We start from the raw sequence: 24,450 nt of genomic DNA, 5'->3' as shown, positions 1-24,450 counted from the left end.
AGGGGGAACTCCTTGCATGAATTTTCTGCGATGCGTATATTCATGCCCAGTCGGAGAAGGGAAGACCATGGCATTCCGGGCAGCCGTCGCCGGTGCGAGCGGATATGCGGGGGGCGAACTGCTGCGCCTGCTGCTCGGCCACCCCGAGATCGAGATCGGGGCGCTCACCGCCAACTCCAACGCCGGGTCCCCCCTCGGCCCGCTGCAGCCGCACCTGCTGCCGCTGGCCGACCGGGTCCTGCAGCCCACCGCGCCCGAGGTGCTCGCCGGGCACGACGTCGTCTTCCTCGCGCTGCCGCACGGGCAGTCCGCCGCCGTCGCCGAGGCCCTCGGCGGCGACGTGCTGGTCGTCGACTGCGGCGCCGACTTCCGGCTCCGCGACGCCGCCGCCTGGGAGCGGTTCTACGGCTCCCCGCACGCGGGCACCTGGCCCTACGGCCTGCCCGAGCTGCCCGGGCACCGCGACGCCCTGAAGGGCACCCGCCGGATCGCCGTCCCCGGCTGCTACCCCACCGCCGTCTCCCTCGCCCTCTTCCCCGCCTACGCGGCCGGGATCGCCGAGCCCGAGGTCGTCGTCGTCGCCGCCTCCGGGACCTCCGGCGCGGGCAGGGCGCCCAGGGCGCACCTGCTGGGCAGCGAGGTCATGGGCTCCATGAGTCCGTACGGGGTCGGCGGGGTCCACCGCCACACCCCCGAGATGGCGCAGAACCTCGGCGCGGTCGCGGGCGGGCCGGTCACCGTCTCGTTCACCCCCACCCTCGCGCCCATGCCGCGCGGCATCCTCGCCACGTGCAGCGTGAAGGCCCGGCCCGGCACGACCGCGGCCGCCGTCCGCGCCGCCTACGCCGACGCCCTCGGCGGCGAGGAGTTCGTCCACCTGCTGCCCGAGGGGCAGTGGCCCGCCACCGCCGCCGTGTACGGGTCGAACACTGCGCTCGTCCAGGTCGCCCTGGACGGGGCCGCCGGGCGGATCACCGCCGTCAGCGCGATCGACAACCTCACCAAGGGCACCGCCGGCGGCGCGGTGCAGAGCGCGAACCTCGCCCTCGGGCTCCCCGAGGGCCTCGGACTTCCCCGGATCGGAGTCGCCCCGTGACGACCTCTCCCAGCAGCCCCGCCCCCGCCCCCGCGCACGCCCAGACCCCGGCCTCCGGCACCGGCGTGACCGCGGCCCGCGGGTTCCGTGCGGCCGGCGTCACCGCGGGCATCAAGGCGTCCGGCACGCCCGACCTCGCCCTGGTCGTCAACGACGGCCCCTCGCTGGCCGCCGCGGGCGTCTTCACCTCCAACCGGGTCAAGGCCGCGCCGGTCCTCTGGTCCGAGCAGGTCCTCAAGGGCGGCCTGGTCTCCGCCGTCGTCCTCAACTCCGGCGGCGCCAACGCGTGCACCGGCCCGCTCGGCTTCCAGGACACCCACGCCACCGCCGAGAAGGCGGCCGGGGTGCTCGGCCTCAACGCCGGCGAGGTCGCCGTCTGCTCCACCGGGCTGATCGGCGAGCGCCTCCCGATGGAGAAGCTGCTCCCCGGGGTCGAGCAGGCCGCGCAGGCTCTGTCCGCGGACGGCGGGGAGGCGGCCGCGATCGCCGTCAAGACCACCGACACCGTCCACAAGACCGCCGCCGTCACGGTCGACGGCTGGACGGTGGGCGGCATGGCCAAGGGCGCCGGCATGCTCGCCCCCGGCCTCGCCACCATGCTGGTCGTCCTCACCACCGACGCCGACGTCGACGCCGCCGGGCTGGACACCGCGCTGCGCGCCGCCACCCGCACCACCTTCGACCGGGTCGACTCCGACGGCTGCATGTCCACCAACGACACCGTCCTGCTGCTCGCCTCGGGCGCCTCCGGTGCCACGCCCGACCCGGCGGTCTTCGCCGGGGCCGTGCGCACCGTCTGCGCGGACCTCGCCCTGCAGCTCGTCGGCGACGCGGAGGGCGCCTCCAAGGACATCCGCATCGACGTGACCGGGGCCGCTACCGAGGACGAGGCCGTCGACGTGGCCCGCACCGTCGCCCGCAGCAACCTCCTCAAGTGCGCGATCCACGGCGAGGACCCCAACTGGGGCCGCGTGCTCTCCGCCATCGGCACCACGGCCGCCGCCTTCGACCCCGACCGGCTCGACGTCGCCATCAACGGCGTCTGGGTGTGCAGGGGCGGCCAGGCCGGCGACGACCGCAACCTTGTCGACATGTCGTCACGTGAGGTGGTCATCACGGCGGACCTGCACGCCGGCCCCGCGTCCGCCACCGTGTGGACCAACGACCTCACCGCCGACTACGTCCACGAGAACAGCGCCTACAGCACCTGAGCCTCCGTCAGGAACCCCTGCCGTGAACGCCCCCGACCAGCCGAACGCCCCCGACCAGCCGTCCGACCCGGACCGGCCGGCCGCCGCCCCCGACCAGCCGTCCGCCGCGACCCGCGGGAGACCCGTGAACACCGAGCCGGCCGCCACCCAGGCCCGCAACCACACCGCCCTGCCCAAGGCCCGCACCCTCATCGAGGCCCTGCCCTGGCTGGAGCGCTTCCACGGCAGAACGGTCGTCATCAAGTTCGGCGGCAACGCCATGGTCGACGAGGACCTCAAGCGCGCCTTCGCGCAGGACGTCGTCTTCCTCCGCTACGCCGGGATCAAGCCCGTCGTCGTCCACGGCGGCGGCCCGCAGATCAACGCGCACCTCGACCGTCTCGGCCTGGAGTCCTCCTTCACCGCCGGGCTCCGCGTCACCACCGCCGAGACCATGGACGTGGTCCGCATGGTGCTGGCCGGCCAGGTCCAGCGGCAGCTGGTCGGCCTGCTCAACGAGCACGGCCCGTTCGCGGTCGGCATGACCGGCGAGGACGCCCACACCCTCACCGCCGTCAAGCGCTACGCCGAGGTCGACGGCGAGCAGGTCGACATCGGCCTGGTCGGCGACATCGTCCGGGTCGCCCCCGGAGCCGTCCAGGCCCTCCTCGACGACGGCCGCATCCCCGTCGTCTCCTCCATCGCCCGCAGCGAGGACGGCCACGTCTACAACATCAACGCCGACCTCGCCGCCTCGGCCCTCGCCTCCGCGCTGCAGGCCGAGATGCTCGTCGTGCTCACCGACGTCGAGGGCCTGTACGCCGACTGGCCGGCCAGTGACGACGTGATCAGCATGCTGACCGCGAGCGAGCTGGAGAAGCTGCTGCCGACGCTCTCCAGCGGCATGGTCCCCAAGATGGAGGGCTGCCTGCGCGCCGTGCGGGAGGGCGTCGGCACCGCCCGCGTCCTGGACGGGCGCGTCCAGCACGCGCTGCTGCTGGAGATCTTCACCGACGAGGGGATCGGCACCATGGTGGTGCCCGACCCCCCGGCGGACGCCACCGCGGCCGTCACCGGACCGACCGCCGCCACCACCGAGACCGACGGGGGTTCCTCATGAGCGGCAACACCGACCTGACCCGGCGCTGGCAGCACGCCCTGATGGACAACTACGGCACCCCCCGCGTCCCGCTCGTCAGCGGGGAGGGCGCCCGCTTCACCGACGCCGACGGGAACGTCTACCGCGACTTCGTCGGCGGCATCGCCGTCAACGCCCTCGGCACCGCCCACCCGGCCGTGGTCGAGGCCGTGACCCGGCAGATCGCCACCCTCGGCCACGTCTCCAACCTCTTCGTCGCCGAGCCCCCGGTCCGCCTGGCCGAGCGCCTGCTGGAGCTGTTCGGCCGCCCCGGCCGGGTGTACTTCTCCAACTCCGGCGCCGAGGCCGTCGAGTGCGCCTTCAAGATCGGGCGCCGCACCGGCCGCACCCGCATGGTGGCCACCGCCGGCGGCTTCCACGGCCGCACCATGGGCGCCCTGGCGCTCACCGGCCAGCCCGCCAAGCAGGAGCCCTTCCGCCCCCTCCCCGGCGACGTCACCCACGTCCCGTTCGGCGACGCCGAGGCGCTGCGGGCCGCCGTGACCACCGCCACCGCCGCCGTCGTCGTGGAGCCGATCCAGGGCGAGAACGGCGTGGTCCCGGCGCCCGACGGCTACCTCGCCGCCGCCCGCGAGATCACCCGCGCCACCGGCACCCTGCTGGTGCTGGACGAGATCCAGACCGGCGTCGGCCGCACCGGCCACTGGTTCGCCCACCAGGCGCTCGGCGTGGAGCCGGACGTCGTGACCCTCGCCAAGGGCCTCGGCGGCGGCCTGCCGATCGGCGCCACCGTCGCCTTCGGCGAGGCCGCCGGCCTGCTCACCCCCGGCCAGCACGGCTCCACCTTCGGCGGGAACCCGGTCGTCTGCGCGGCCGCCCTCGCGGTCCTGGACACCATCGCCGCCGACGGCCTGCTCGACCGCGCCGGGCAGCTCGGCGAGCGGCTGCGGAAGGGGGTCGAGGCGCTCGGCGACCCGCTGGTCTCCCACGTCCGCGGGGCCGGCCTGCTCCTCGGCATCGTGCTGACGCAGCCCGTCGCCGCCCGGGTCCAGGACGCCGCCCAGGAGGCGGGCTTCCTGGTCAACGCCTGCGTCCCCGACACCGTGCGGCTGGCGCCGCCGCTGGTCGTGGGCGAGGAGGACGTGGACGCCCTGGTCGAGGCCCTGCCGCGCATCCTCGACGGTGTGCGGGATGCTGTCAGCAGCGAACGACGACCGTAGAGCACCCCAGGCAGGAGAGCCGTCCCCCATGACCGATGTCCACCGCCCCCAGGCCGGGCAGCCGACGCCGCAGGTCCCGCAGACCCGCACGGCCCGGCACCGGCGGATCGTGGACCTGCTGACCCGCCGGCCCGTGCGCTCCCAGAGCCAGCTCGCCAAGCTGCTCGCCGACGACGGGCTGGTGGTCACCCAGGCCACGCTCTCCCGGGACCTGGACGAGCTGGGCGCGGTCAAGATCCGCAACAAGGACGGCGCGCTCATCTACGCCGTCCCCGCGGAGGGCGGCGACCGCACCCCGCGGGCTCCGATGGGCGAGTCCGCCACCGAGGCCCGGATGGCGCGGCTCGCCGGGGAGCTCATGGTCTCGGCGACCGCGTCCGGCAACCTCGTCGTGCTGCGCACGCCGCCGGGTGCGGCGCAGTTCCTCGCGTCCGCCATCGACCAGGCGGGGGTGTTCGAGATCATCGGCACCATCGCCGGCGACGACACGGTGCTGCTGATCAGCCGCGACCCGCAGGGCGGCCAGGAGCTGGCCGACCACCTCATGCAGCTCGCCCAGTCCAAGAGCGGCTGAGCGGCCCGGGCGCTCCGGCCTCCCCGGGGCGCTCCCGTGCCCCCCGCGACGGCCCCGGCGTCACCCGCCCGGGGCCGTCCGCTTTGAATTCCATACGGTCTCATGCATACTTATGCCTAGCACCGCATGGGGTGCCGCCCCGCACGCACTGTGAAGGAGAAAGCCGTGACCGAGCGCGTCGTACTCGCCTACTCGGGCGGTCTGGACACGTCCGTCTGCATCGGCTGGATCGCCGAGGAGACCGGCGCCGAGGTCATCGCCGTCGCCGTCGACGTCGGCCAGGGCGGCGAGGACCTGGAGGTCATCCGCAAGCGGGCGCTGGCCTGCGGCGCGGTGGAGGCCGAGGTGGCCGACGCCCGCGACGAGTTCGCCGACGAGTACTGCCTCCCGGCGGTCAAGGCGAACGCCCTCTACATGGACCGCTACCCGCTGGTCTCCGCGCTCTCCCGGCCGGTGATCGTCAAGCACCTGGTGGCCGCCGCCCACAAGCACGGCGCCTCCGTCGTCGCCCACGGCTGCACCGGCAAGGGCAACGACCAGGTCCGCTTCGAGGCCGGCATCGCCTCCCTCGCGCCCGACCTGACGTGCATCGCCCCCGTCCGCGACTACGCCATGACCCGGGACAAGGCGATCGCCTTCGCCGAGGCCAAGAACCTGCCGATCGCCACCTCCAAGAAGTCCCCGTACTCCATCGACCAGAACGTCTTCGGGCGCGCCGTCGAGACCGGCTTCCTCGAGGACATCTGGAACGGCCCCGTCGAGGACATCTACGAGTACACCCAGGACCCCGCGCAGCCGCGCGAGGCCGACGAGGTCGTCATCACCTTCAAGCAGGGCGTCCCGGTCGCGATCGACGGCAAGCCCGTCACCGTCCTCCAGGCGATCGAGCAGCTCAACCAGCGGGCCGGTGCCCAGGGCGTGGGCCGCCTCGACATGGTCGAGGACCGGCTGGTCGGCATCAAGTCCCGCGAGGTGTACGAGGCGCCCGGCGCGATCGCGCTGATCACCGCCCACCAGGAGCTGGAGAACGTCACCGTCGAGCGGGAGCTCGCCCGGTACAAGAAGGGCGTCGACCAGCGCTGGGGCGAGCTCGTCTACGACGGCATGTGGTTCTCGCCGCTCAAGCGGGCCCTGGAGGGCTTCGTCGAGGAGGCCAACCAGCACGTCTCCGGCGACATCCGGATGACCCTGCACGGCGGGCGCGCCGTCGTCACCGGCCGGCGCAGCGAGGAGTCCCTGTACGACTTCAACCTCGCCACCTACGACACCGGCGACACCTTCGACCAGTCGCTCTCGAAGGGCTTCATCGAGATCTTCGGCATGTCGTCGAAGATCGCGGCCAAGCGTGACCTCCGGGCCTGATCCCGCGTTGCCCCAGGGGCCCCGGGGTCCGTCCGGACCCCGGGGCCCCTGCCGTCCCACCCGCCCGTCCAGCCCAGCCCAGACCCGCCCCGCCCCAGCACCGAAGGAGCACCAGGTGTCGCACGACCCGACCCCCGCCCCCGCCGGAGACGTCCGCCTGTGGGGCGGGCGCTTCGCGGACGGCCCGGCGGAGGCGCTGGCCGCGCTCTCCGCCTCCGTGCACTTCGACTGGCGGCTGGCCCCCTACGACATCGCCGGCTCCCGGGCCCACGCCCGGGTGCTGCACAAGGCGGGGCTGCTCACCGCCGACGAGCTGGACCGGATGCTGGACGGGCTGGACCGGCTGCTCGCCGACGTCGAGTCCGGCGCCTTCACCGGCACCGTCGCCGACGAGGACGTCCACACCGCCCTGGAGCGCGGCCTGCTGGAGCGGCTCGGCCCCGACCTCGGCGGCAAGCTCCGCGCCGGCCGGTCCCGCAACGACCAGGTCGCCACGCTCTTCCGGATGTACCTGCGCGACCACGCCCGGATCATCGGCGGCCTGCTGCTGGACCTCCAGCACGCCCTCGTCGGCCTCGCCGAGGCCCACCCGGACACCGCCATGCCCGGCCGCACCCACCTCCAGCACGCCCAGCCCGTGCTCTTCGCCCACCACGTGCTCGCCCACGTCCAGGCGCTCTCCCGGGACGCCGAGCGGCTGCGGCAGTGGGACGCCCGCACCGCCGTCTCCCCGTACGGCTCCGGCGCGCTGGCCGGGTCCTCGCTCGGCCTGGACCCCGAGGCGGTCGCCGCCGACCTCGGCTTCGAGGGCGGCTCGGCGGGCAACTCGATCGACGGCACCGCCTCCCGCGACTTCGTGGCGGAGTTCGCCTTCGTCACCGCGATGACCGGGGTGGACCTCTCCCGCATCGCGGAGGAGGTGATCCTCTGGAACACGAAGGAGTTCGGCTTCATCACGCTCCACGACGCCTTCTCCACCGGCTCCTCGATCATGCCGCAGAAGAAGAACCCCGACATCGCCGAGCTGGCCCGCGGCAAGTCCGGCCGCCTCATCGGCAACCTCACCGGCCTGCTCGCCACCCTCAAGGGCCTGCCGCTCGCGTACAACCGCGACCTGCAGGAGGACAAGGAGCCGGTCTTTGACTCCTGCGACACGCTGGAGGTCCTGCTGCCGGCCTTCACCGGCATGATCGCCACCCTCACCGTGCACCGCGAGCGCCTGGAGGAGCTGGCCCCGGCCGGCTTCTCGCTCGCCACCGACGTCGCCGAGTGGCTGGTGCGGCAGGGGGTGCCGTTCCGGGTCGCGCACGAGATGGCGGGGGAGTGCGTCAAGGTCTGCGAGGGCCTGGGGATCGACCTGGCCGACCTGACGGACGAGCAGTTCGCCGCCGTCTCGCCGCACCTGACGCCGGAGGTCCGCTCGGTGCTCACCGTCCGCGGCTCGCTGGCCTCCCGCGACGGCCGCGGCGGCACCGCGCCCGCCGCCGTCGCCCGGCAGCTCGCCGAGGTGAAGGCGGACCTCGCGGTCCAGCAGGAGTGGGCCGACGCGAAGAAGTGACGGAGCGCCACCCCTCGGGGGCGGGACGGCCGGGCGGCCGTCCCGCCCCCGTCCCGTGTCCGGGGGACACCCCCGCCCCTCCGCGGAGAGGGCCCGCGGGGGCGCCGTCGGCGCGATGAGGGCCGAGCCGCCGGACGGCGGCTCGGCCCGGGCGGCGAGCGCGGCGCCGCGGGCCGGCCCGTCCTCCGGCCCCGCCGCCCGCGGCCGGGGCGGACGGGCGGCGCGGAGGGGAGGCGCGGACGGACCGGTCGGCGAGGACCCGTGCGCACGTCCGGTGGACCGGGGCGCCTCCCCGCGGTCCTCACCGTCCGAGCGGGCCCGGTGGGTCGGGCGGTCCCGGCGGGCCGGGCGGGAGCGCAGCCGCGCGGTGGTGCACCTCCGGACGTCCCGGCGCGGCGTCCGGCGCGGTTCCGTGTCCGCCCGGTCACGCGGGACTGCCGTCCGGGCGGTTACGCGCGGTTTCCCCCGCGGTTCGCCCGCAGGACACCGGACGGTCCCGGTCCGGCTCCTACGCTGCGGCGCGGTACCGGCACCCCGGACCGCCCCGCACCCCCGGCGGACCCCCATCCGGGCCACCCCCCGCCCCCGGACCCGAGGAGCACCATGACGCACCCGCAGACCGGCACCCCCGGCGCCCCGCAGACCCCGGCCGTGCAGTCCCCGGCCCCGTACGCCCCCGGCGGCGCCCCCTCCCGGCGCGGCTTCCTGCGCACCGCCGGCGCGGTCGGCCTGGGCGCCGCGGCCGCCGGCGTCCTCGCCGCACCGGACGCCCTCGCGGCGGACGCCCCCGCCGCCCCCGCCGCCGGGGCCCCCGCCCGCACCCGCGGCACCCGCCCGCCGGTGCGCACCGGAACCGCCCTGGACCGCCTCCCGCACCCGCTGGTCGTCGGGCACCGCGGCGCCTCCGGCTACCGCCCCGAGCACACCCTCGGCTCGTACGAGCTCGCCCTGGAGCTCGGCGCCGACGTCATCGAGCAGGACCTGGTCCCGACCCGCGACGGCCACCTCGTCGTCCGCCACGAGAACGAGATCGGCGGCACCACCGACGTCGCCGACCACCCCGAGTTCGCCTCCCGCCGCACCACGAAGACGGTCGACGGCACGGTGCTCACCGGCTGGTTCACCGAGGACTTCACCCTCGCCGAGCTGCGCACCCTGCGGGCCAAGGAGCGGCTGCCGCAGCAGCGCCAGCACAACACCCTCTACGACGGCCGCTGGCCGGTGCCGACCTTCGCCGAGGTGATCGAGTTCGCCGACCGCCGCTCCCGCACCCTCGGCCGCGACGTCTGGCTGTACGTCGAGACCAAGCACCCCACGTACTTCCGCTCGATCGGACTGCCCCTGGAGGAGCGCCTCGCCGACCAGCTGCGCCGCAGCGGCTACGCGGGCGGGCACGGCCGCGCCATCCTGCAGTCCTTCGAGCCGAGCAGCCTCCAGCGGCTGGCCCGGCTGGTGGGCAACCCCCGCATCCAGCTGCTGGACGCGGCGGCCTCGCAGCCCTACGACTTCACCGCGGCCGGCGACCGGCGCACCGTCGCCGACCTGGTCACCCCCGAGGGGCTGGCCTGGATCGCCGGGTACGCCCAGGGCATCGGCCCCACCACGCAGCTGATCGTGCCCACCGACAAGGCCACGGGCCGGCTCGGGACGCCCACCACGCTCGTCGCGGACGCCCACGCCGCCGGGCTGCTGCTGCACCCGTACACGGTGCGCAACGAGAACGGCTTCCTGCCCGCGGACTTCCGCCGCGGCACCGACCCGGCCGCCTACGGCGACGCCCTCGCCTGGTCGACCCGGCTCTACGAGCTCGGCGTGGACGGCTTCTTCACCGACAACAGCGACACCGCCGTCCTGGCCCGCGCCGACTTCTGGGCTTCGCGCGGTATCGGCTGAACAGTCGAATATGTCACCCCTTCGGGGGGTTTGACCCACTGTTCCGCCCCGGGCCGCATCCCGGGGCGGAGCGGTGGCGTCCCCACGGTCACAGCCGCCCCACCACCCGGAGGCACCCGTGACCACGCAGACCGTCCAGGCCACCCGGCCCGTCCAGGCCGTCCAGACCGTCCAGGCCGTCCAGGCCGCCCGGCCCGACCTGACCACCCGGCCCGACCGTGCAGACCGGCCCGACCTGGCCGCCCGGACCGGGCGGCGCCCGCTGCCCGACCGCGGCCCGGGCCCCGACCGCCGGCCCCTCCTCCCCGGCCTCCTGCGGTCGGACCGCCGTCCGGACGCGGGCCGGCCCCCGCAGCCCGTCCGCCCCGCCCGCCCCCCGCGCCGGCCGGACGCCGACCCGGGCCCGGACCCCGGTCCCGCACCGAACCGCCGCCCGGACCCCGGCCGCCCGGACCCGGCCCGCCGCGACCCCGCCCGCCACGACCTCGGCCGCCCTCCGCGCCCCGGACCGGACCCGTCCCCCCACCACCGCGTCCAGGCCGCCTTCGCCCCGCTCGCGGCCTCCCTCGCCCGCGCCCACGGGCTGGACCCCCGCGACCTGGAGCAGGCCGTCTGGCTGCGCGTGCTGGAGCACGCCGCGCGGGCGCCGCTGCCCGCCCGGCCGGAGGGCTGGCTCCGCTCGCTGACCCTGGAGGAGTTCCGCCGCGCCCTCGCCCCCGCCCGGGCCGAGACGCCGGCCGCGCTCCCGCCCCGCCCGGCGGCCCCGCCCCCGTCCCTCCCGGCGGCCGTGCGCGCCGCCGTGGCCCGGCTGCCCGCCCGCTGCGCCGCCCTGATGACCGCCCTGCTCGACGACCCCGGCATGACGTACACCCGGCTCGCTGCCGAGACCGGCATCCCCCGCGGCAGCATCGGGCCGACCCGTTCCCGCTGCCTCGCCTGCCTGCGCCGCCTCCTCCACGACGTCGCCGCGCCGCAGTGACCCCGCGCCGCAGTGACCCCGCGCGGCAGTGACCCCGCGCGGCAGTGACCCCGCGCGGCAGTGACCCCGCGCGGCGGTGACCCCGCGTGGCAGTGACCCCGCCGCAGGGCCCCCGGGCGCCGGACCGGCGCCGTGCGGCGGCCCGTCCCCGCCCGCCCCGCGTGGCACAGATCACTCCGCCGGGCGGGGCCGGGAGGTTGCAAGCGGCCGACGGGAGGGTAATGCCAGGGCGAACGTGCCTCTTGACGCGACCGCGACCGCCCGGATACTGAGCGTGAGCGCGGCCGTCCCCTCCTGTGGGCCGCACACCCCGCGGCCCGCCGGTCCCGGGCCGGTACGCTCGCGCACCATCCCCGGCCGGGAGCGATCCCCGGCACGGGTCCACCTCCGGTCAGGGCCGCCCGCGCACACCCTCACCCCGGCGCCGGGCACACACGAAGGGGAGGCATGCGCACATGGGCATGAGCGTGACCATCTCGGTCGCCGACCAGGGCGACGCCGAGCAGATCCTCAAGCTCCAGTACCTCTGCTACCAGAGCGAGGCGGAGCTCTACGGCGACTGGGCCATCGACCCGCTCACGCAGAGCCTCGACAGCCTGCGCGAGGAGCTGGCCGGGCACTGCGTGCTCGTCGCCCGGCTCGGCGGCGAGGTCGTCGGCTCCGTCCGCGGCCGCCTCGGCGACGACGGGGTGGCCCGCGTCGGCCGCCTGGTCGTGCACCCGCGGATGCAGCGCCACGGCCTCGGCAGCCGCCTGCTGCAGGGGGTGGAGGAGCGGCTCGCGGAGTCCGGCCCGGTCACCGCGTACCGGCTCATCACCGGCCACCGCAGCCTGGGCAGCCAGCGGCTGTACCGGCGCCTGGGCTACCGGGAGGCGGGCGTCGAGGAGGTCAGCCGCCGCCTCAGCCTCGTGATCCTGGAGAAGCCCGGCGTGCCCGCGCAGGCGTCCGCCCCGGGACCGGCCCTGGCCGCCAGCGCCTGACGCCCGCCGTCCGCCGCCGTGTGCGCTCCCCCGCCCGCCGAGGGCGGGGGAGCGCGCCGCTGTGGGCGTCCTCACGTCCTCCGGCGCCCTGCCCGGCGGCGGCCCGCCGGTAGGCTCGGGGATCATGGACACCGCCGCAGACGCCCTGCTCTTCGACATGGACGGCACCCTGGTCGACTCCACCCCGGCGGTCGTCCGCTGCTGGCTGGCGTGGGCGGCCGAGTACGGGCTGACCCCGGCGGACTTCGCCCGCATCGCCACCCACGGCCGCCCGGCGGCGGAGATCATCGGCGACCTGCTCCCGCCGGAGCGCCTCGCCGGGGGCGGCCTCGACGCCGCGCTGCGCCGGATCGAGGAGCTGGAGGTGGCGGACACCGAGGGCACCGTGGCGCTGCCGGGCGCGGTGGAGCTGCTGGAGTCGCTGCCGGCCGGCAGCTGGGCCGTGGTCACCTCCGCCACGCGGAGGCTGGCCGAGGTGCGGCTGAAGGCGGCCGGCCTGTCCGCCCCGGTGCTGGTGACCGCCGACGACGTGGTGCGGGGCAAGCCCGACCCGGAGCCCTTCCTGCTCGGCGCCCGCATGCTGGACGCGGACCCGGTCTCCTGCGTGGTGCTGGAGGACGCCCCGGCGGGCCTGGCGGCCGCCCGTGCCGCCGGGATGCGCAGCATCGCCGTCACCACCACCCACCCGGCCTCCGACCTGGCCGCCGACGCCGTGGTGGAGGGCCTGGACCGGGTCCGGGCGGCCGTGGTGCCCGGCGGCCTGCGGGTCCGCGCCGAGGCGGCCTGAGCCGTGCCCCTGTCCGCCATGCGGACATCCGGGGCCGGTATGCGGGCAGTGGATCGCCCGTCTGGTTTACTGGGGCCCATGACCACGACGACACACCGCACCCCCGCCGGCACCGTGCCGGCAGCCGGTCGTGCCCTGCGCCGTCGAATGTGTGCCTGCTGAGGGTCCCCGTACCAGCCTCGCGCCCCGAAGCGAGACCCCCGCGCGCCGCCGCACCGGCCGGCGCCCTGCCCCCTCCTGACATGCACCTGGACCTCACCCCCCTCCGCGCGCCCCGCCTCCGCCCGGCCGCCGTCCTCCGCCGCAGGGCCGCCCGCCGTGCGCAGCCCCCCGGAGCACGCCGCCGCTGAGCCCGCCGCGCCGCGGACGCCCGCGTCCGCACCCCGGCACGGCACGGCAGGGCCGGAGCCCCGCCGCTCCGCCCTCCCCGGCAGCCTCTCCCGGCGCCCCTCTCCCGGCGCCCCCTTCCCGGCATCAGCACGCCCCGCGCCGCGGCCCCGAGCCGCCGTGCGCCCGACCCGTGGACGAAACCCGATGATCACTACCGCAGACCTGAGGAAGACCTACCGCGTCCGAGGCCGCGACGTCACCGCCCTCGACGGCGTCGACCTGCACGTGCAGGAGGGCGAGGTGTACGGCGTCGTCGGCACCAGCGGCGCCGGCAAGTCCACGCTCGTGCGCTGCGTCAACATGCTGGAGCGGCCCACCTCCGGCACCGTCACCGTCGACGGCCTGGAGCTGACCGCCCTGGCCGGCCGCGGCCCCCGCGCCGGCCGGGGGCTGCGCGCCGCCCGCCGCAGCATCGGCATGGTCTTCCAGCACTTCAACCTGCTCTCCTCGCGCACCGTCCGCGACAACGTCGAGCTGCCGCTGGAGATCATGGGCCTGGACCGCACCGAGCGCCGCCGCAGGGCGGGCGACCTGCTCGACCTGGTCGGGCTCGCCGACAAGGCCGGCGCCTACCCCGCCCAGCTCTCCGGCGGCCAGAAGCAGCGCGTGGGCATCGCCCGCGCCCTGGCCGGGGACCCCAAGGTGCTCCTCTCCGACGAGGCCACCTCCGCCCTCGACCCGGAGACCACCCGGTCGATCCTGGAGCTGCTGCGCGACCTCAACCGCCGCCTCGGCCTCACCGTCCTGCTGATCACGCACGAGATGGACGTCATCACGTCGGTCTGCGACTCGGCGGCGCTGATGCGCGGCGGCCGGATCACCGAGTCAGGCAGGCTCGCCGACCTGCTCGCCACCCCCGGCTCCGAGCTGGCCCGGGCGGTCCTCCCCCTCGGGGACCTCCCGGCGGGCCGCCCGGACGCCACCGTCCTGGACATCACCTTCCCGGGGGAGACCGCCGCCCGGCCCTTCGTCTCCCAGCTCGCCCGCACCCACCACGTCGACCTCAGCATCCTGGGCGCCGCCGTGGAGACCGTCGGCGGCCGCCAGATCGGCCGGATGCGGATCGAGCTGCCGGGCCGCCACGACGAGAACGCCGTCCCCATCGGCTACCTGCGCGAGCAGGGACTGCTGGTGGACGTCGTCACCGACCGCACGGAGGACGCCGCATGACCTGGGCCGAGATGCAGCCCCTGCTCCTGACCGCCACCCGCGAGACGCTCTCCATGGTGGGCACCGCCACCCTGGTCGCGCTGCTCGCCGGCCTCCCGGCCGGCGTGCTGCTCGTCCTCACCGACCGGGGAGGGCTGCTGCAGAACCGTCCCGTCAACCGGGTGCTCGGCGCGGTCGTCAACGTCGGCCGCTCGCTGCCGTTCATCGTCCTGATGCTGGCGCTCACCCAGTTCACCAAGTGGGTCGTCGGCACCTCGCTGGGCTGGCAGGCGGCCTCCGTGCCGCTGGCGGTCGGCGCCGTCCCCTTCTTCGCCCGGCTGGTGGAGACCGCCGTGCGGGAGGTCGACGGCGGCCTGGTCGAGACCGTGCAGGCGATGGGCGGCTCCACCTGGACGGCGGTGCGCAAGGTCCTCGTCCCCGAGGCGCTGCCGTCCCTCGTCGCGGGCCTGACCACCACCGTCATCGCGGTGGTCGGCTACTCCGCGATGGCCGGCGCGGTCGGCGGCGGCGGCCTGGGCAACCTCGCCTACACCTACGGCTACATGCGCTTCGAGACGGACTTCATGACCGTCATCGTGGTCGAACTGGTCCTCCTGGTGGCCCTCGTCCAGGCGCTCGGCGACCTCGCGGCGCGGGCCCTGGCGCACCGCGGCCGCGGCTCCGGGCCGGTCCGGCTGCTGCGGCGGCGCCCGGCAGCCGTCCGTACCGCCCCGGCCCCGCACGCCGTGCGGACCGCCCCCCGCGGGGGGACGCCCGACCCCGGGCCCGCCGGTCCCTCCGAGGACGGCGGCGCCGTCCCGGAGCCGGCCGCCTCCCGCTAGCCCCGGTCCCACCCCCCACCGGTCCCACCCCCACCGGTCCCACCCCGCCCACCGGTCCCACCCCGCCCACCGGTCCCTCCCGGCCCGGCGGGCACCCGCCACACCCCGGCACGCGTCCCCGCGCGCCGGTCCATGGAGAAAGGCACTCTTCGTGCGCAACGCCGTCAAGCTCACCGCCACCACCCTCACCGCGGGCGCCCTCGCCCTGGCCGCGGCCGCCTGCGGAAGCGACTCCTCGTCGTCCGGCTCCGCCGCCGGTGCCGACCGCGCGCTGGTCGTCGCCGCCAGCCCCACCCCGCACGCCCGCATCCTCGACTACGTCAGGGACCACCTGGCCGCCAAGGCCGGCCTGAAGCTCGAGGTCAAGGAGGTCACCGACTACGTGACCCCCAACACCGCCGTGCAGGACGGCTCGGCCGACGCCAACTTCTTCCAGCACCGGCCCTACCTGGACGACTTCGACAAGCAGCGCGGCACCGACGTCGTCGCCGTGGAGTCCGTCCACCTGGAGCCGCTGGGCCTGTACTCGAAGAAGGTCCGCAAGGTCGCCGACCTGCCCGCCGGGGCCACCGTCGCCGTCCCCAACGACGCCACCAACGAGGGCCGCGCCCTCAGGCTCCTCGCCGACAACGGCGTCATCACCCTCAGGGCCGGCGCCGGCACCACCGCCACCGTCCGCGACGTCACCGGCAACCCGAAGAACCTCAGGTGGAAGGAGCTGGAGGCCGCCCAGCTGCCCCGCTCCCTCGGCGACGTGGACGCCGCCGTCGTCAACGGCAACTACGCCCTCGACGCGGGCCTCCGGCCCGCCACCGACGCCGTCGTCCTGGAGAAGGCCGAGGGCAACCCCTACGCCAACATCCTCGCCGTGAAGAAGGGGAACGAGAACGACCCCCGCGTGCGGAAGCTCGCCGAGCTGCTCCACTCGCCCGAGGTGAGGAAGTACATCCAGGACACCTTCCAGGGCTCCGTCGTCCCGGCCTTCTGAGCCGTCCGGACCTCGTGGCGCACCGTCAGCCGGTGCGCGGGGACGCCGGGCCCGGGCCCCCGGTGGGGGGCTCAGGCCCGGCGGGTCCAGTACACGTCCGTCGTGTAGGGGAGTTCGACGCGGTCGCCGTCGCGGGTCTGCGGGTGCGCCCGCAGCACCGCGTCGACCTCCGCCCGCACCCGCTCCTGCTCCGCGGCGTCCAGCGCCGCGATGATGCTGCTGGACGCCATCCGCTCCAGCACGCCCTCCCGCGTCACCGGGTGCGGGTTGGGCAGGTGCAGCTCCTCCACCGGGGACCAGCCCGGCCGCGCCTCCAGCAGCGTCCGCCACCGGCCGTCCAGGTGGCTCGGCAGGTCCTCGGGGGCGCGGCCGAAGTAGATCCGCTGGAAGTCCCGCACCCAGGGCACCGAGTCGTCGAAGGTGTTCCACACCAGGGCCAGCGACCCGCCGGGCCGCAGCACCCGCTCCACCTCCGCCAGCGCCTCCTCCTGCCGGAACCAGTGCCACGCCTGCGCGGCCACCACCACGTCCGCCGAGGCGTCCGGCAGGCCCGTGGCCTCCGCCGTGCCGCTCCCGACCTCCACGCCGGGCAGCAGCTCCGCCAGCCGCCCGCGCATCGCCGCCACCGGCTCCAGCGCCACCACCCGGGCCCCGGTCAGCGCCAGCAGCCGGGTGAACTTCCCCGTGCCGGCGCCCAGGTCGACCACCGTGCGGCCGGGCTCCAGGCCCACCGCGTCGGCGAGTCCGCGGAGCGCCGGCAGCGGATAGGACGGCCGGGACCGCTCGTACGCGTCCGCCGCCCGCTGGTAGCCCGTCCCCGCCGCCTGGTGAACCGTCACGCCCCCTGACGCTATCAGCCGCAGGTGGACGCCACCCGAACGGCGTGCGACGGGCGTCCGGCCCCGCGCCGCGCCCCGCCGGCGGCCGCCCGGCGGGCCCAACCCGCTGCACCGGCCCGGGAGATGCTGCATGCTGCTGTATCCGCGCCGCGTCCGTGGTGACGGCGCCCCGGCCCGTGGAGCATGATCGCCGTGTCGCCGCCGCCCCGCCCACCGGGACGCGGGGCGTACCGTGTGTGCACCACCCGGCGAGGAGAGACGGCCATGGCATCCACCTTCCCCGAGACCGCCATCAGCACCGAAAGGCTGCTGCTGCGCCCCTTCGAGGAGGAGGACGCCCCCGCCCTCGCCGGGACGATGGACGACGAGGCCGTCCGCTGCTGGACCCCCGTCCCCCACCCGTACACCGAGCACCACGCCCGCACCTGGATCCGCACCACCGCCCCCGAGGACCGGGCCCGCGGCCGCGGCATCGCCTTCGCCGTCACCGAGAACCTCACCCAGCGCCTGGTCGGCGTCGTCCGCCTCCAGCAGACCGACTGGCGGCTGCGCACCACGGAGGCGGCCTTCGTCACCTCGCCCTGGGCCCGCGGCGAGGGCTACGCCCCCGAGGCGCTGCTCGGCGTCGCCCAGTGGCTCTTCGAGGACCGCGGCTTCGAGCGCCTGGAACTGCGCACCGCCGCCGGCAACACCGCCGCCCAGCAGGTCGCCCAGAAGACCGGCTGCATCAGCGAGGGCGTCCTGCGCAGCGCCGGGACCGTCCGCGGCGGCGAGTCCGGCGACGGCACCGACGAGGAGGTCCGCACCGACCTCATCGTGTGGAGCCTGCTCCCGGAGGACCTCGAGATCCCCGCCCCCCGCACCCCCGGCCGCCCGGCCGACGACCGCAGGGCGACCAGGATCTGAGGCGGCCGCCGGACCTCCCCGTCCCGGCCTGTACGCTCCTCGCGGGCACGCGCCGCCCGCCCCCCGGGGCGGTCCGCGGGCGTGCCCCCGGCCGCCGGGGGCAGGGGGACCCCGGAGCGCGGACGGATCCCCGCGGACCGGTTCCCCGGGCGCACGTCCCGGGCCGGTCCCCAGGCGTACACGGACAGCGAGGAGAACAGCCGGAATGGCTGACCGGGTCACGGTCATCGGGTGGGACGGCACTCCGCTCACGGAGGCGGCGCGGGCGGCGCTGGGGGCGGCCACCCTGGTCGCGGGGGCGCCCTACCAGCTCGCCGCGCTCGACCTGCCGCAGGGCGCCGAGCGGATGGCGCTCGGCAGCGTCGAACTCGCGGCCCGCCGCATCGCCGACCACCGCGGCGCCGCCGTCGTCGTCGCCGAGGGGGACCCCGGCTTCTTCGGCGTGGTCCGCACCCTGCGCAGGCCCGAGTTCGGCCTGGAGCTGGAGGTCCTGCCCGCCGTCTCCTCCGTCGCCGCGGCCTTCGCCCGCGCCGGCATGCCCTGGGACGACGCCCAGGTCGTCAGCGCCCACGGCCGCCGGCTGCGCCGCGCCGCCAACGTCTGCCGCGCCCACCCCAAGGTCGCCGTCCTCACCGCCCCCGGCGCCGGGCCCACCGAGCTTGCCCTGATGCTCCGCGACGTGCACCGCACCTTCGTGGTGTGCGAGGCCCTCGGCACCCCGGACGAGGAGATCAGCGTGCTGACCTCCGACCGGGTGCCCGACCACGTCTGGCGCGACCCCAACGTGGTGATCGTGGTCGGCGGCGCCACCCGCCCCGCCACCGAGGCCGCCGGCTGGCTCGCCGGCCGCCCGGTCGACTTCCCCGGGACGGTCCGCGGCTGGGCCCTGGACGGAGAGGCGTACGCCGCCGCCGACCGCCCGGTCGGCGTCACCGGCGCCGCCCCCGCCCCCGACCCCGGCGGGCCCCCCGCGCCGGACACCCCCGCCCTGCCCGCCGAGGCCCGCGCGCTGGTCCTCGCCCGCCTCGGGCCGCGGCCGGGCGACCTGCTCTGGTCCGTCGGCGCCGGCAGCGGCTCCCTCGCCGTGGAGGCCGCCCGCTTCGGCGCCGCCGTGGTCGCCGTGGACGCCGACGCCGACGCCTGCGGCCGGACCGCCGTCAACGCCCGCCGCTACGGCGTCGAGGTCGAGGTGGTCCACGGCGACGCACCCGAGGTGCTGGGCGAACTGCCCGAACCCGACGTCGTCGCCGTCGAGCACAGCGGGGCCGCCACGGTCGCCGCCTGCCTCGCCCGCCGCCCCGAGCGCCTGGTGGCCGTGCCCCGGACCCTCGCGGAGGCCGAGGCGTTCCGCCGGGCCTTCGCCGCCGCCGGCTACCGCACCGGGGGCACGCTGCTGCAGGCCTCCGCGCTGGAGCCGGCCGAGGACCCCGCCCTCGGCGGCGGGCACGCCCCGGCGCCCTCGGCGCCGGTCCTGCTGCTCTGGGGCGAGCGCCCGGCCTGACGGGCCGCCGGCCCGCCCGCCCGCCTGTCCGCCCGGCCCTCCGCGCGCCCGGCTGCCTGCAGGCCCGCCCCGGCCGGACCGCCGGAGCCGTGGGCTCCGGACGTCCCGGTCCGGTGGGCCCGGGGCCCGGTGCGCGCCACGGACCGGACCGGGGACGGGCCGGGGGCGGACCGGGCGAGGAGGGGAAGGGCCGGACGGGCACGGGGAGGCGGCCGACGGTCCCGGCCCGGTGTGCGCGATCCGGGCGAACGCGGTCACACCGTCCGGGAATGGGCACCACCCCGACCGGGTGTCCGCCCCGGCCGGTAGGGTGACGTGCGGTTGTCTCCGCGGCGGTGCGGCGGCCAGGAACCGGTGATCCCGGATCCCGACCATGACGTGGCGGAGCCCACACCGGGTGATCGCGTCCACGCGTGCCGCCGGGCGGCCCGGGCCGGAAGAATGCCCCGATGTCAGGGGGCGGTCGTGCCGGTTGCCCCCGGTCCGTCGTTGTTGTGGTGACGGGCCGGCGTCGGCCGGGCCGCCACGGAGCGGAGGACCGGACGGGACCACGGCTGCCGTGCCTGCGCGGCCGCCGGTCACACGCGACGGGGCGGGACCGACCCGGCCCGGCCCCGCGCGGTCGGACGCCGCGGTCGGCGACCGCGACGCCGAGGACGCCTACGCGGCCCTGGAAGGAGTTTCTGAGATGACCGATACCGGCCACGTCCCGGGCGAGGGACTGCCGGAGCACCCGCTCTCCGAGGCAGGTCACGACCCGGCGTACCAGCCGGTCGGCGGCCCTGCGGAGACGGCGGGCGCCGGTTTCCGTCCCGACCCCTTCGGCCCGGGCCCCGAGGCCGCCGCGCACGACGCCGGGCTGCGGCCCGCCTTCACCTTCCTCGACCAGCCCGACCAGCTGGACGAGGAGGACGACCTCCTCCTCATGCCCGGTCCGCAGGGCTCCTGGAGCGAGGCCGCCCTGCGCGAGCCCACCCCGGCCCACGGCACCCCGATGCCCGCCGACCCGGCCGTGCACGGCATGCCGGCGGAGACCATCCCGCTGCGCACCGTCACCACCGAGGAGGCCGCCGCGCACGCCGCGGGCACCCCCGTCACCCCGTCCTGGCCGCCGCTGGCGCCGCCGGAGGCCGCGGTCCAGGCGGCGGTCGACGCCGCCACCGCCCTGCAGGCGGCCCCGGGCCAGGCCCCCGCCGCACCGGCACCGGTACCGGTCCCCGAGCACGGTCCCTTCACGGTCGCCCCGCCGCAGCCGCAGCCGCAGGCCCCGGTGGCGCCCCAGCCCCCGGTGGCGCCGCAGTCCGCGGCGGCCGCCGCCGCGGCGCCCCGACGTCCGCTGCACGCCGGACCGCCCATCCCCGACCCGTCCCTGATGACCGGTCAGGTCCCCGTCCGCTCGCTCGCCGACCGGGGACCCTCCGCGGGGGACACCCAGGGCTACGGCGTCCGGCTGGCCCCGCCCCAGCAGCCCGGGGCCCCCGCGGTCGCCGTGCCGGTGCAGCCGGTCCAGCCGGTGCAGGCCCCCGAACCAGTGGCGGCCGAGGCGCCGGCGGCCGAGCCGACGGCGGTTCAGGAGCCCGGGGCCCAGGACGGCCCGGTGCAGGAGGCGGTGCCCGCGCAGGACGTGGCGGCGGAGCAGGCGGCGGTGCAGGCACCCGCCGCCGAGACCGCGCCCGCGTCCGAGCCCGCACCGGAGCAGTCGGTGCAGCCTGCGGCACCCGCGGCACCCGTGGCCCCCGAGGTCCCGGCGGCCGAGCCGGCGGCGGTCCAGGAGGCCCCTGTCCAGGAGGCCCCCGCCGACGAGGCGGCGGCCCCGCAGGCCCCCGTGCAGGAGGCGGTGCTTGCGCAGGACGTGGCGGCGGAGCAGGCGGCGGTGCAGGCACCCGCCGCCGAGCCCGCGCCCGCGCCTGTGACCGCCGAGCCCGTGACCGCCGAGCCCGTCGCGGTGCCCCGGGCAGCCGTCGCCGAGCAGGCCGCCGCCGTTCCGGCGGAGGCCGGGCCCGGCCACGCCGCACCCCAGGACGCCTCCGCGGCGGCCGTCCCCGCCCCCGCCCCTTCCCCCACGGCGCCGACGGCGCAGGAGCCCGCGGCCCAGGCGGTCGCAGTGGACACCGCGCCACAGGTCCAGGACGCCTCCGCCACCCCGCCCGCGCAGGCGCTCCCGTCCGAGAACGCCGCCGCCTCCGGCCTCCCCGAGGCCACCCTGATCCCGGCTCCCGCCCGGTCCTCGGACGGCCCCCCCAGCAGGATCGCGGCGTTCCTCGCCGTACCGCCCGCGCCCGGCCTGCCCGAGGAGGTCGCCGACGCCGGCCCGGCCGTCCCGGACGCCGGGGCGGGGATGCCGGACGCCCCTGCGGCGGCCGCACCGGAGTCCGCGGCCGGAGGTGCCGCGGACGCAGAGTCCGGTGCCCCCGCCGCCGACGCCCCGGTGCTGCAGGAGGGCGCCGCCGTCGAGGGCGCGGCCTCCGGTTCCGCTCTCCCGGAGGCCGCCCCCGAGGCGGCCGTCGCCGAGCCCGAGCCCGAGCCCGAGGCCGTCGTCGGGCCCGAGGCCGTCGAGCAGGCCGCCGCCCCCGTCGTGCCCGGCGGGGCCCCGGCGGAGGAGCCGCCCGTCGCCGTGGCCGCCGAGCCGGTCGGGTCCGCCGAGCCGGTCGGGCTCGCAGGTCCCGGCACGGCGGAGGCCGCCGCGGCACCGCAGGAGGCGGTCGCCGGGCACCCGGAGCCCGTCGAGCAGGCCACCGTCCCCGGCACCGCCGCCGCGGACCCCGTCGACGCCCGCGCCGAGGGTGCCGCCCCCGTGCAGCAGGCCGTCCAGGAGGCCCCCGCCGGGGCCGCCGCCGACCAGGCCGCCGGAACCGGGCCCGCCGCCGGACAGGCCCCCCAGGCCCTTCCCGAGCCCGAGTCCGAGTCCGAGCCCCGGCCCGAGCTCCCGGCGGCCGCCGCCGAGCAGGCCGTCGACGTGTCCGAGCAGGCGGAACCCCACGGCGCCGAGGCCGGCCCCGGGGCCGTTCCGGCTGCCGAGGTCCGGCCCGAGCCCGCGCCCGAGCCCGCGCCCGAGCCCCAGCCCGAGCCCCAGCCCGAACCGCAGTCCGTGCCCGAGCCCCGGCCCGAGGCCGCCGCCGAGACCGAGGCCCACCCCGACGTGCAGCCCGAGATCCAGCCCGAGATCCAGTCCGAGATCCAGTCCGGCCCCGACCTGCCCCAGGGCCCGGCCGCGCCCGGCTACGAGGAGTCCATGCGCGACGCCGTGCACCGCGTGATGCGCGAGCGCCGCGACGTCCGCCACGGCTTCCGCCCGGACCCCATCCCGCACGAGGTGCTGATCCGGGTCCTGGAGGCCGCCCACACCGCCCCCAGCGTCGGCCACTCGCAGCCGTGGGACTTCGTCGTGATCCGCTCGGCCAAGACCCGCCGGCGGATGCACGAGCTCGCCGAGCGCCAGCGCGACGCCTACGCCGCCTCGCTGCCCAAGGGCCGCGCCAAGCAGTTCAAGTCGATCAAGATCGAGGCGATCCTCGAGACCCCGGTCAACATCGTCGTCACCGCCGACCGCACCCGCGGCGGCCGCCACACCCTGGGCCGCCACACCCAGCCCCAGATGGCGCCGTACTCCGCCGCCCTCGCCGTGGAGAACCTGTGGCTCGCCGCCCGCGCCGAGGGCCTGGGCGTCGGCTGGGTGTCCTTCTTCGACGAGCGCGAGATGGTCCGCGAGCTCGGCCTGCCCGACCACCTCGACGTGGTGGCCTACCTCTGCGTCGGCTACGTGGACTCCTTCCCGGACGAGCCGGAGCTCCAGCAGGCCGGCTGGGCCAGGAAGCGCCCGCTGTCCTGGGTCGTCCACGAGGAGCAGTACGGCAACCGGGCCCTGCCCGGCGAGGACCCGCACAGCGTGCTCGACGAGACCCTGCGCGGCATCCGCCCGCTCGACGCCAAGGCGCTCGGCGAGGCGTGGGACCGCCAGAAGCGGATGACCAAGCCCGCCGGCTCCCTCGGGATGCTGGAGATAATCTCCGCCCAGCTGTGCGGCCTCTCCCGCAAGTGCCCGCCGCCGATCCCGGAGCCCGCCTGCGTGGCGGTCTTCGCCGGCGACCACGGCGTGCACGCCCAGGGGGTCACCCCCTGGCCGCAGGAGGTCACCGCGCAGATGGTGGGCAACTTCCTCGCCGGGGGAGCGGTGGTCAACGCCTTCGCCGCCCAGGTCGGCGCCGAGGTGTGCGTGGTCGACGTCGGCGTCGCCTCCGAGCTGCCCGCGCCGGTCCAGGAGGGCCGCACCACCGGCCTGCTGCCGCGCAAGGTCCGCCCCGGCACCGCCGACATGACCACCGGCCCCGCGATGAGCCGCGAGGAGGCCCTGCGGGCGGTCGAGGTCGGCATCGAGACCGCCCGCGACCTGGTCGCGGCGGGCAACAAGGCGATCGTCACCGGCGACATGGGCATCGCCAACACCACGGCCGCAGCCGCCCTGATCTCGGTCTTCACCGGCACCGACCCGGCCGAGGTCACCGGCCGCGGCACCGGCATCGACGACGAGACGCACGCCCGCAAGGTCGACGTCGTCCGCCGCGCGCTGGAGCTGCACCGGCCCGACCCGGGCGACCCGGTGGGCGTCCTCGCCGCCGTCGGCGGCCTGGAGCACGCCGCCCTCGCCGGCCTCCTCCTCGGCGCCGCCTCGCTGCGCACCCCGGTCATCCTGGACGGGATCAACGCGGGCGCCGCGGCCCTGGCGGCCAAGGCGATCGCCCCGGAGGTCCTCGCGGCCTGCATCGCCGGCCACCGCTCGGCCGAGCCCGGCCACAAGGCGGCGCTCGCCAAGCTCGGCCTGCGCCCGCTGGTCGACCTCGACCTGCGGCTCGGCGAGGGCACCGGCGCACTGCTCGCGCTGCCGCTGGTGCAGTCCGCGGCCCGGGCGATGCACGATGTAGCCACGTTCGACTCCGCCGGGGTCACCGAGAAGCACTGACCGGGACACCGGCCGGGGCCTGACCGGGACACCGGCCGGGCCCCGGCCGAGGACCCGGCCGGGGCACCGCCCCGGTCGCCGCACCACCGCACCACCCGCTCCGCAGCCGGTCCGAGGGCGCACCGGCTGCGGAGCCGCAT

At 76.9% G+C, this 24,450-nt stretch carries 18 protein-coding genes; 17 read left to right on the top strand and 1 reads right to left on the bottom strand.

The annotated features are described in order from the left end of the window. Positions 1 to 67: 67 nt before the first annotated feature. The 14 genes from argC (at position 68) to ACFY07_RS02300 (ending at position 16,107) form a co-directional block, all read left to right on the top strand. Positions 68 to 1,096 carry an N-acetyl-gamma-glutamyl-phosphate reductase gene (gene argC, locus ACFY07_RS02365; protein WP_390866984.1) on the top strand — a complete coding sequence of 343 codons (1,029 nt, stop codon included), beginning with the start codon at positions 68 to 70 and terminating at the stop codon, positions 1,094 to 1,096. 65 nt (positions 1,097 to 1,161) lie between these two features. Then, entirely contained in the window at positions 1,162 to 2,307 is a 1,146-nt protein-coding gene (gene argJ, locus ACFY07_RS02360) for a bifunctional glutamate N-acetyltransferase/amino-acid acetyltransferase ArgJ (protein ID WP_390867060.1), read from the top strand. Positions 2,308 to 2,431: 124 nt separating this feature from the next. Then, the gene (argB, locus tag ACFY07_RS02355) at positions 2,432 to 3,406 is read left to right on the top strand and encodes an acetylglutamate kinase (protein WP_390867059.1); all 975 of its coding nucleotides are present in this window, start codon (positions 2,432 to 2,434) and stop codon (positions 3,404 to 3,406) included. Beyond that, positions 3,403 to 4,605 carry an acetylornithine transaminase gene (locus tag ACFY07_RS02350; protein ID WP_390866983.1) on the top strand — a complete coding sequence of 401 codons (1,203 nt, stop codon included), beginning with the start codon at positions 3,403 to 3,405 and terminating at the stop codon, positions 4,603 to 4,605. Before argB ends, ACFY07_RS02350 begins: the two co-directional genes overlap by 4 nt. A gap of 28 nt (positions 4,606 to 4,633) precedes the next feature. Then, entirely contained in the window at positions 4,634 to 5,179 is a 546-nt protein-coding gene (locus ACFY07_RS02345) for an arginine repressor (protein WP_230647805.1), read from the top strand. Positions 5,180 to 5,344: 165 nt separating this feature from the next. After that, the gene (locus ACFY07_RS02340) at positions 5,345 to 6,541 is read left to right on the top strand and encodes an argininosuccinate synthase (protein ID WP_230647804.1); all 1,197 of its coding nucleotides are present in this window, start codon (positions 5,345 to 5,347) and stop codon (positions 6,539 to 6,541) included. A gap of 115 nt (positions 6,542 to 6,656) precedes the next feature. After that, positions 6,657 to 8,099 carry an argininosuccinate lyase gene (argH, locus tag ACFY07_RS02335; RefSeq protein ID WP_390866982.1) on the top strand — a complete coding sequence of 481 codons (1,443 nt, stop codon included), beginning with the start codon at positions 6,657 to 6,659 and terminating at the stop codon, positions 8,097 to 8,099. Between the two features lie 603 nt (positions 8,100 to 8,702). Then, positions 8,703 to 9,992 (top strand): glycerophosphodiester phosphodiesterase, encoded by a 1,290-nt coding sequence (locus tag ACFY07_RS02330; RefSeq protein WP_390866980.1) that lies wholly within the window; start codon positions 8,703 to 8,705, stop codon positions 9,990 to 9,992. A 118-nt stretch (positions 9,993 to 10,110) separates the two neighbouring features. Continuing rightward, positions 10,111 to 10,971, top strand: coding sequence for a hypothetical protein (locus tag ACFY07_RS02325; protein ID WP_390866979.1), 861 nt, complete (start codon positions 10,111 to 10,113; stop codon positions 10,969 to 10,971). Between the two features lie 455 nt (positions 10,972 to 11,426). Further along, positions 11,427 to 11,951 carry a GNAT family N-acetyltransferase gene (locus ACFY07_RS02320; RefSeq protein WP_390866978.1) on the top strand — a complete coding sequence of 175 codons (525 nt, stop codon included), beginning with the start codon at positions 11,427 to 11,429 and terminating at the stop codon, positions 11,949 to 11,951. Positions 11,952 to 12,075: 124 nt separating this feature from the next. Further along, positions 12,076 to 12,738 (top strand): HAD-IA family hydrolase, encoded by a 663-nt coding sequence (locus ACFY07_RS02315; RefSeq protein WP_390866977.1) that lies wholly within the window; start codon positions 12,076 to 12,078, stop codon positions 12,736 to 12,738. 534 nt (positions 12,739 to 13,272) lie between these two features. Beyond that, complete coding sequence (locus ACFY07_RS02310; protein WP_230647794.1) at positions 13,273 to 14,298, top strand: methionine ABC transporter ATP-binding protein; 1,026 nt, start codon at positions 13,273 to 13,275, stop codon at positions 14,296 to 14,298. Next, positions 14,295 to 15,119 carry a methionine ABC transporter permease gene (locus ACFY07_RS02305; protein WP_390866976.1) on the top strand — a complete coding sequence of 275 codons (825 nt, stop codon included), beginning with the start codon at positions 14,295 to 14,297 and terminating at the stop codon, positions 15,117 to 15,119. The genes ACFY07_RS02310 and ACFY07_RS02305 overlap by 4 nt, the downstream gene beginning before the upstream one ends. A 151-nt stretch (positions 15,120 to 15,270) precedes the next feature. Beyond that, positions 15,271 to 16,107, top strand: a complete 837-nt coding sequence (locus ACFY07_RS02300) for a MetQ/NlpA family ABC transporter substrate-binding protein (protein ID WP_390866975.1) — start codon at positions 15,271 to 15,273, stop codon at positions 16,105 to 16,107. A 71-nt stretch (positions 16,108 to 16,178) separates the two neighbouring features. Here the strand turns inward: ACFY07_RS02300 and ACFY07_RS02295 are convergent, their stop codons facing one another. Next, complete coding sequence (locus ACFY07_RS02295) at positions 16,179 to 16,946, bottom strand: class I SAM-dependent methyltransferase (RefSeq protein WP_230647789.1); 768 nt, start codon at positions 16,944 to 16,946, stop codon at positions 16,179 to 16,181. Between the two features lie 264 nt (positions 16,947 to 17,210). Between ACFY07_RS02295 and ACFY07_RS02290 the strand changes: the two genes are divergently transcribed. The 3 genes from ACFY07_RS02290 to cobT all read left to right on the top strand — a co-directional run bounded on the left by ACFY07_RS02290 (position 17,211) and on the right by cobT (position 24,310). Further along, positions 17,211 to 17,852: a GNAT family N-acetyltransferase gene (locus ACFY07_RS02290; RefSeq protein WP_390866974.1), complete on the top strand. Its 642-nt coding sequence runs from the start codon at positions 17,211 to 17,213 to the stop codon at positions 17,850 to 17,852. 205 nt (positions 17,853 to 18,057) lie between these two features. After that, positions 18,058 to 19,353 carry a precorrin-6y C5,15-methyltransferase (decarboxylating) subunit CbiE gene (cbiE, locus tag ACFY07_RS02285; protein ID WP_390866973.1) on the top strand — a complete coding sequence of 432 codons (1,296 nt, stop codon included), beginning with the start codon at positions 18,058 to 18,060 and terminating at the stop codon, positions 19,351 to 19,353. A 688-nt stretch (positions 19,354 to 20,041) separates the two neighbouring features. Then, on the top strand, positions 20,042 to 24,310 hold the full coding sequence (cobT, locus tag ACFY07_RS02280; RefSeq protein ID WP_390866972.1) for a nicotinate-nucleotide--dimethylbenzimidazole phosphoribosyltransferase: 4,269 nt from the start codon (positions 20,042 to 20,044) through the stop codon (positions 24,308 to 24,310). Positions 24,311 to 24,450: the final 140 nt, after the last annotated feature.

It is taken from the genome of Streptomyces sp. NPDC001380 (assembly GCF_042895785.1).
Taxonomy (GTDB): Bacteria; Actinomycetota; Actinomycetes; order Streptomycetales; family Streptomycetaceae; genus Peterkaempfera.
The sequence above is the reverse complement of the archived record's forward strand: the minus strand, read 5'-3'. Positions and strand labels throughout refer to the sequence as shown.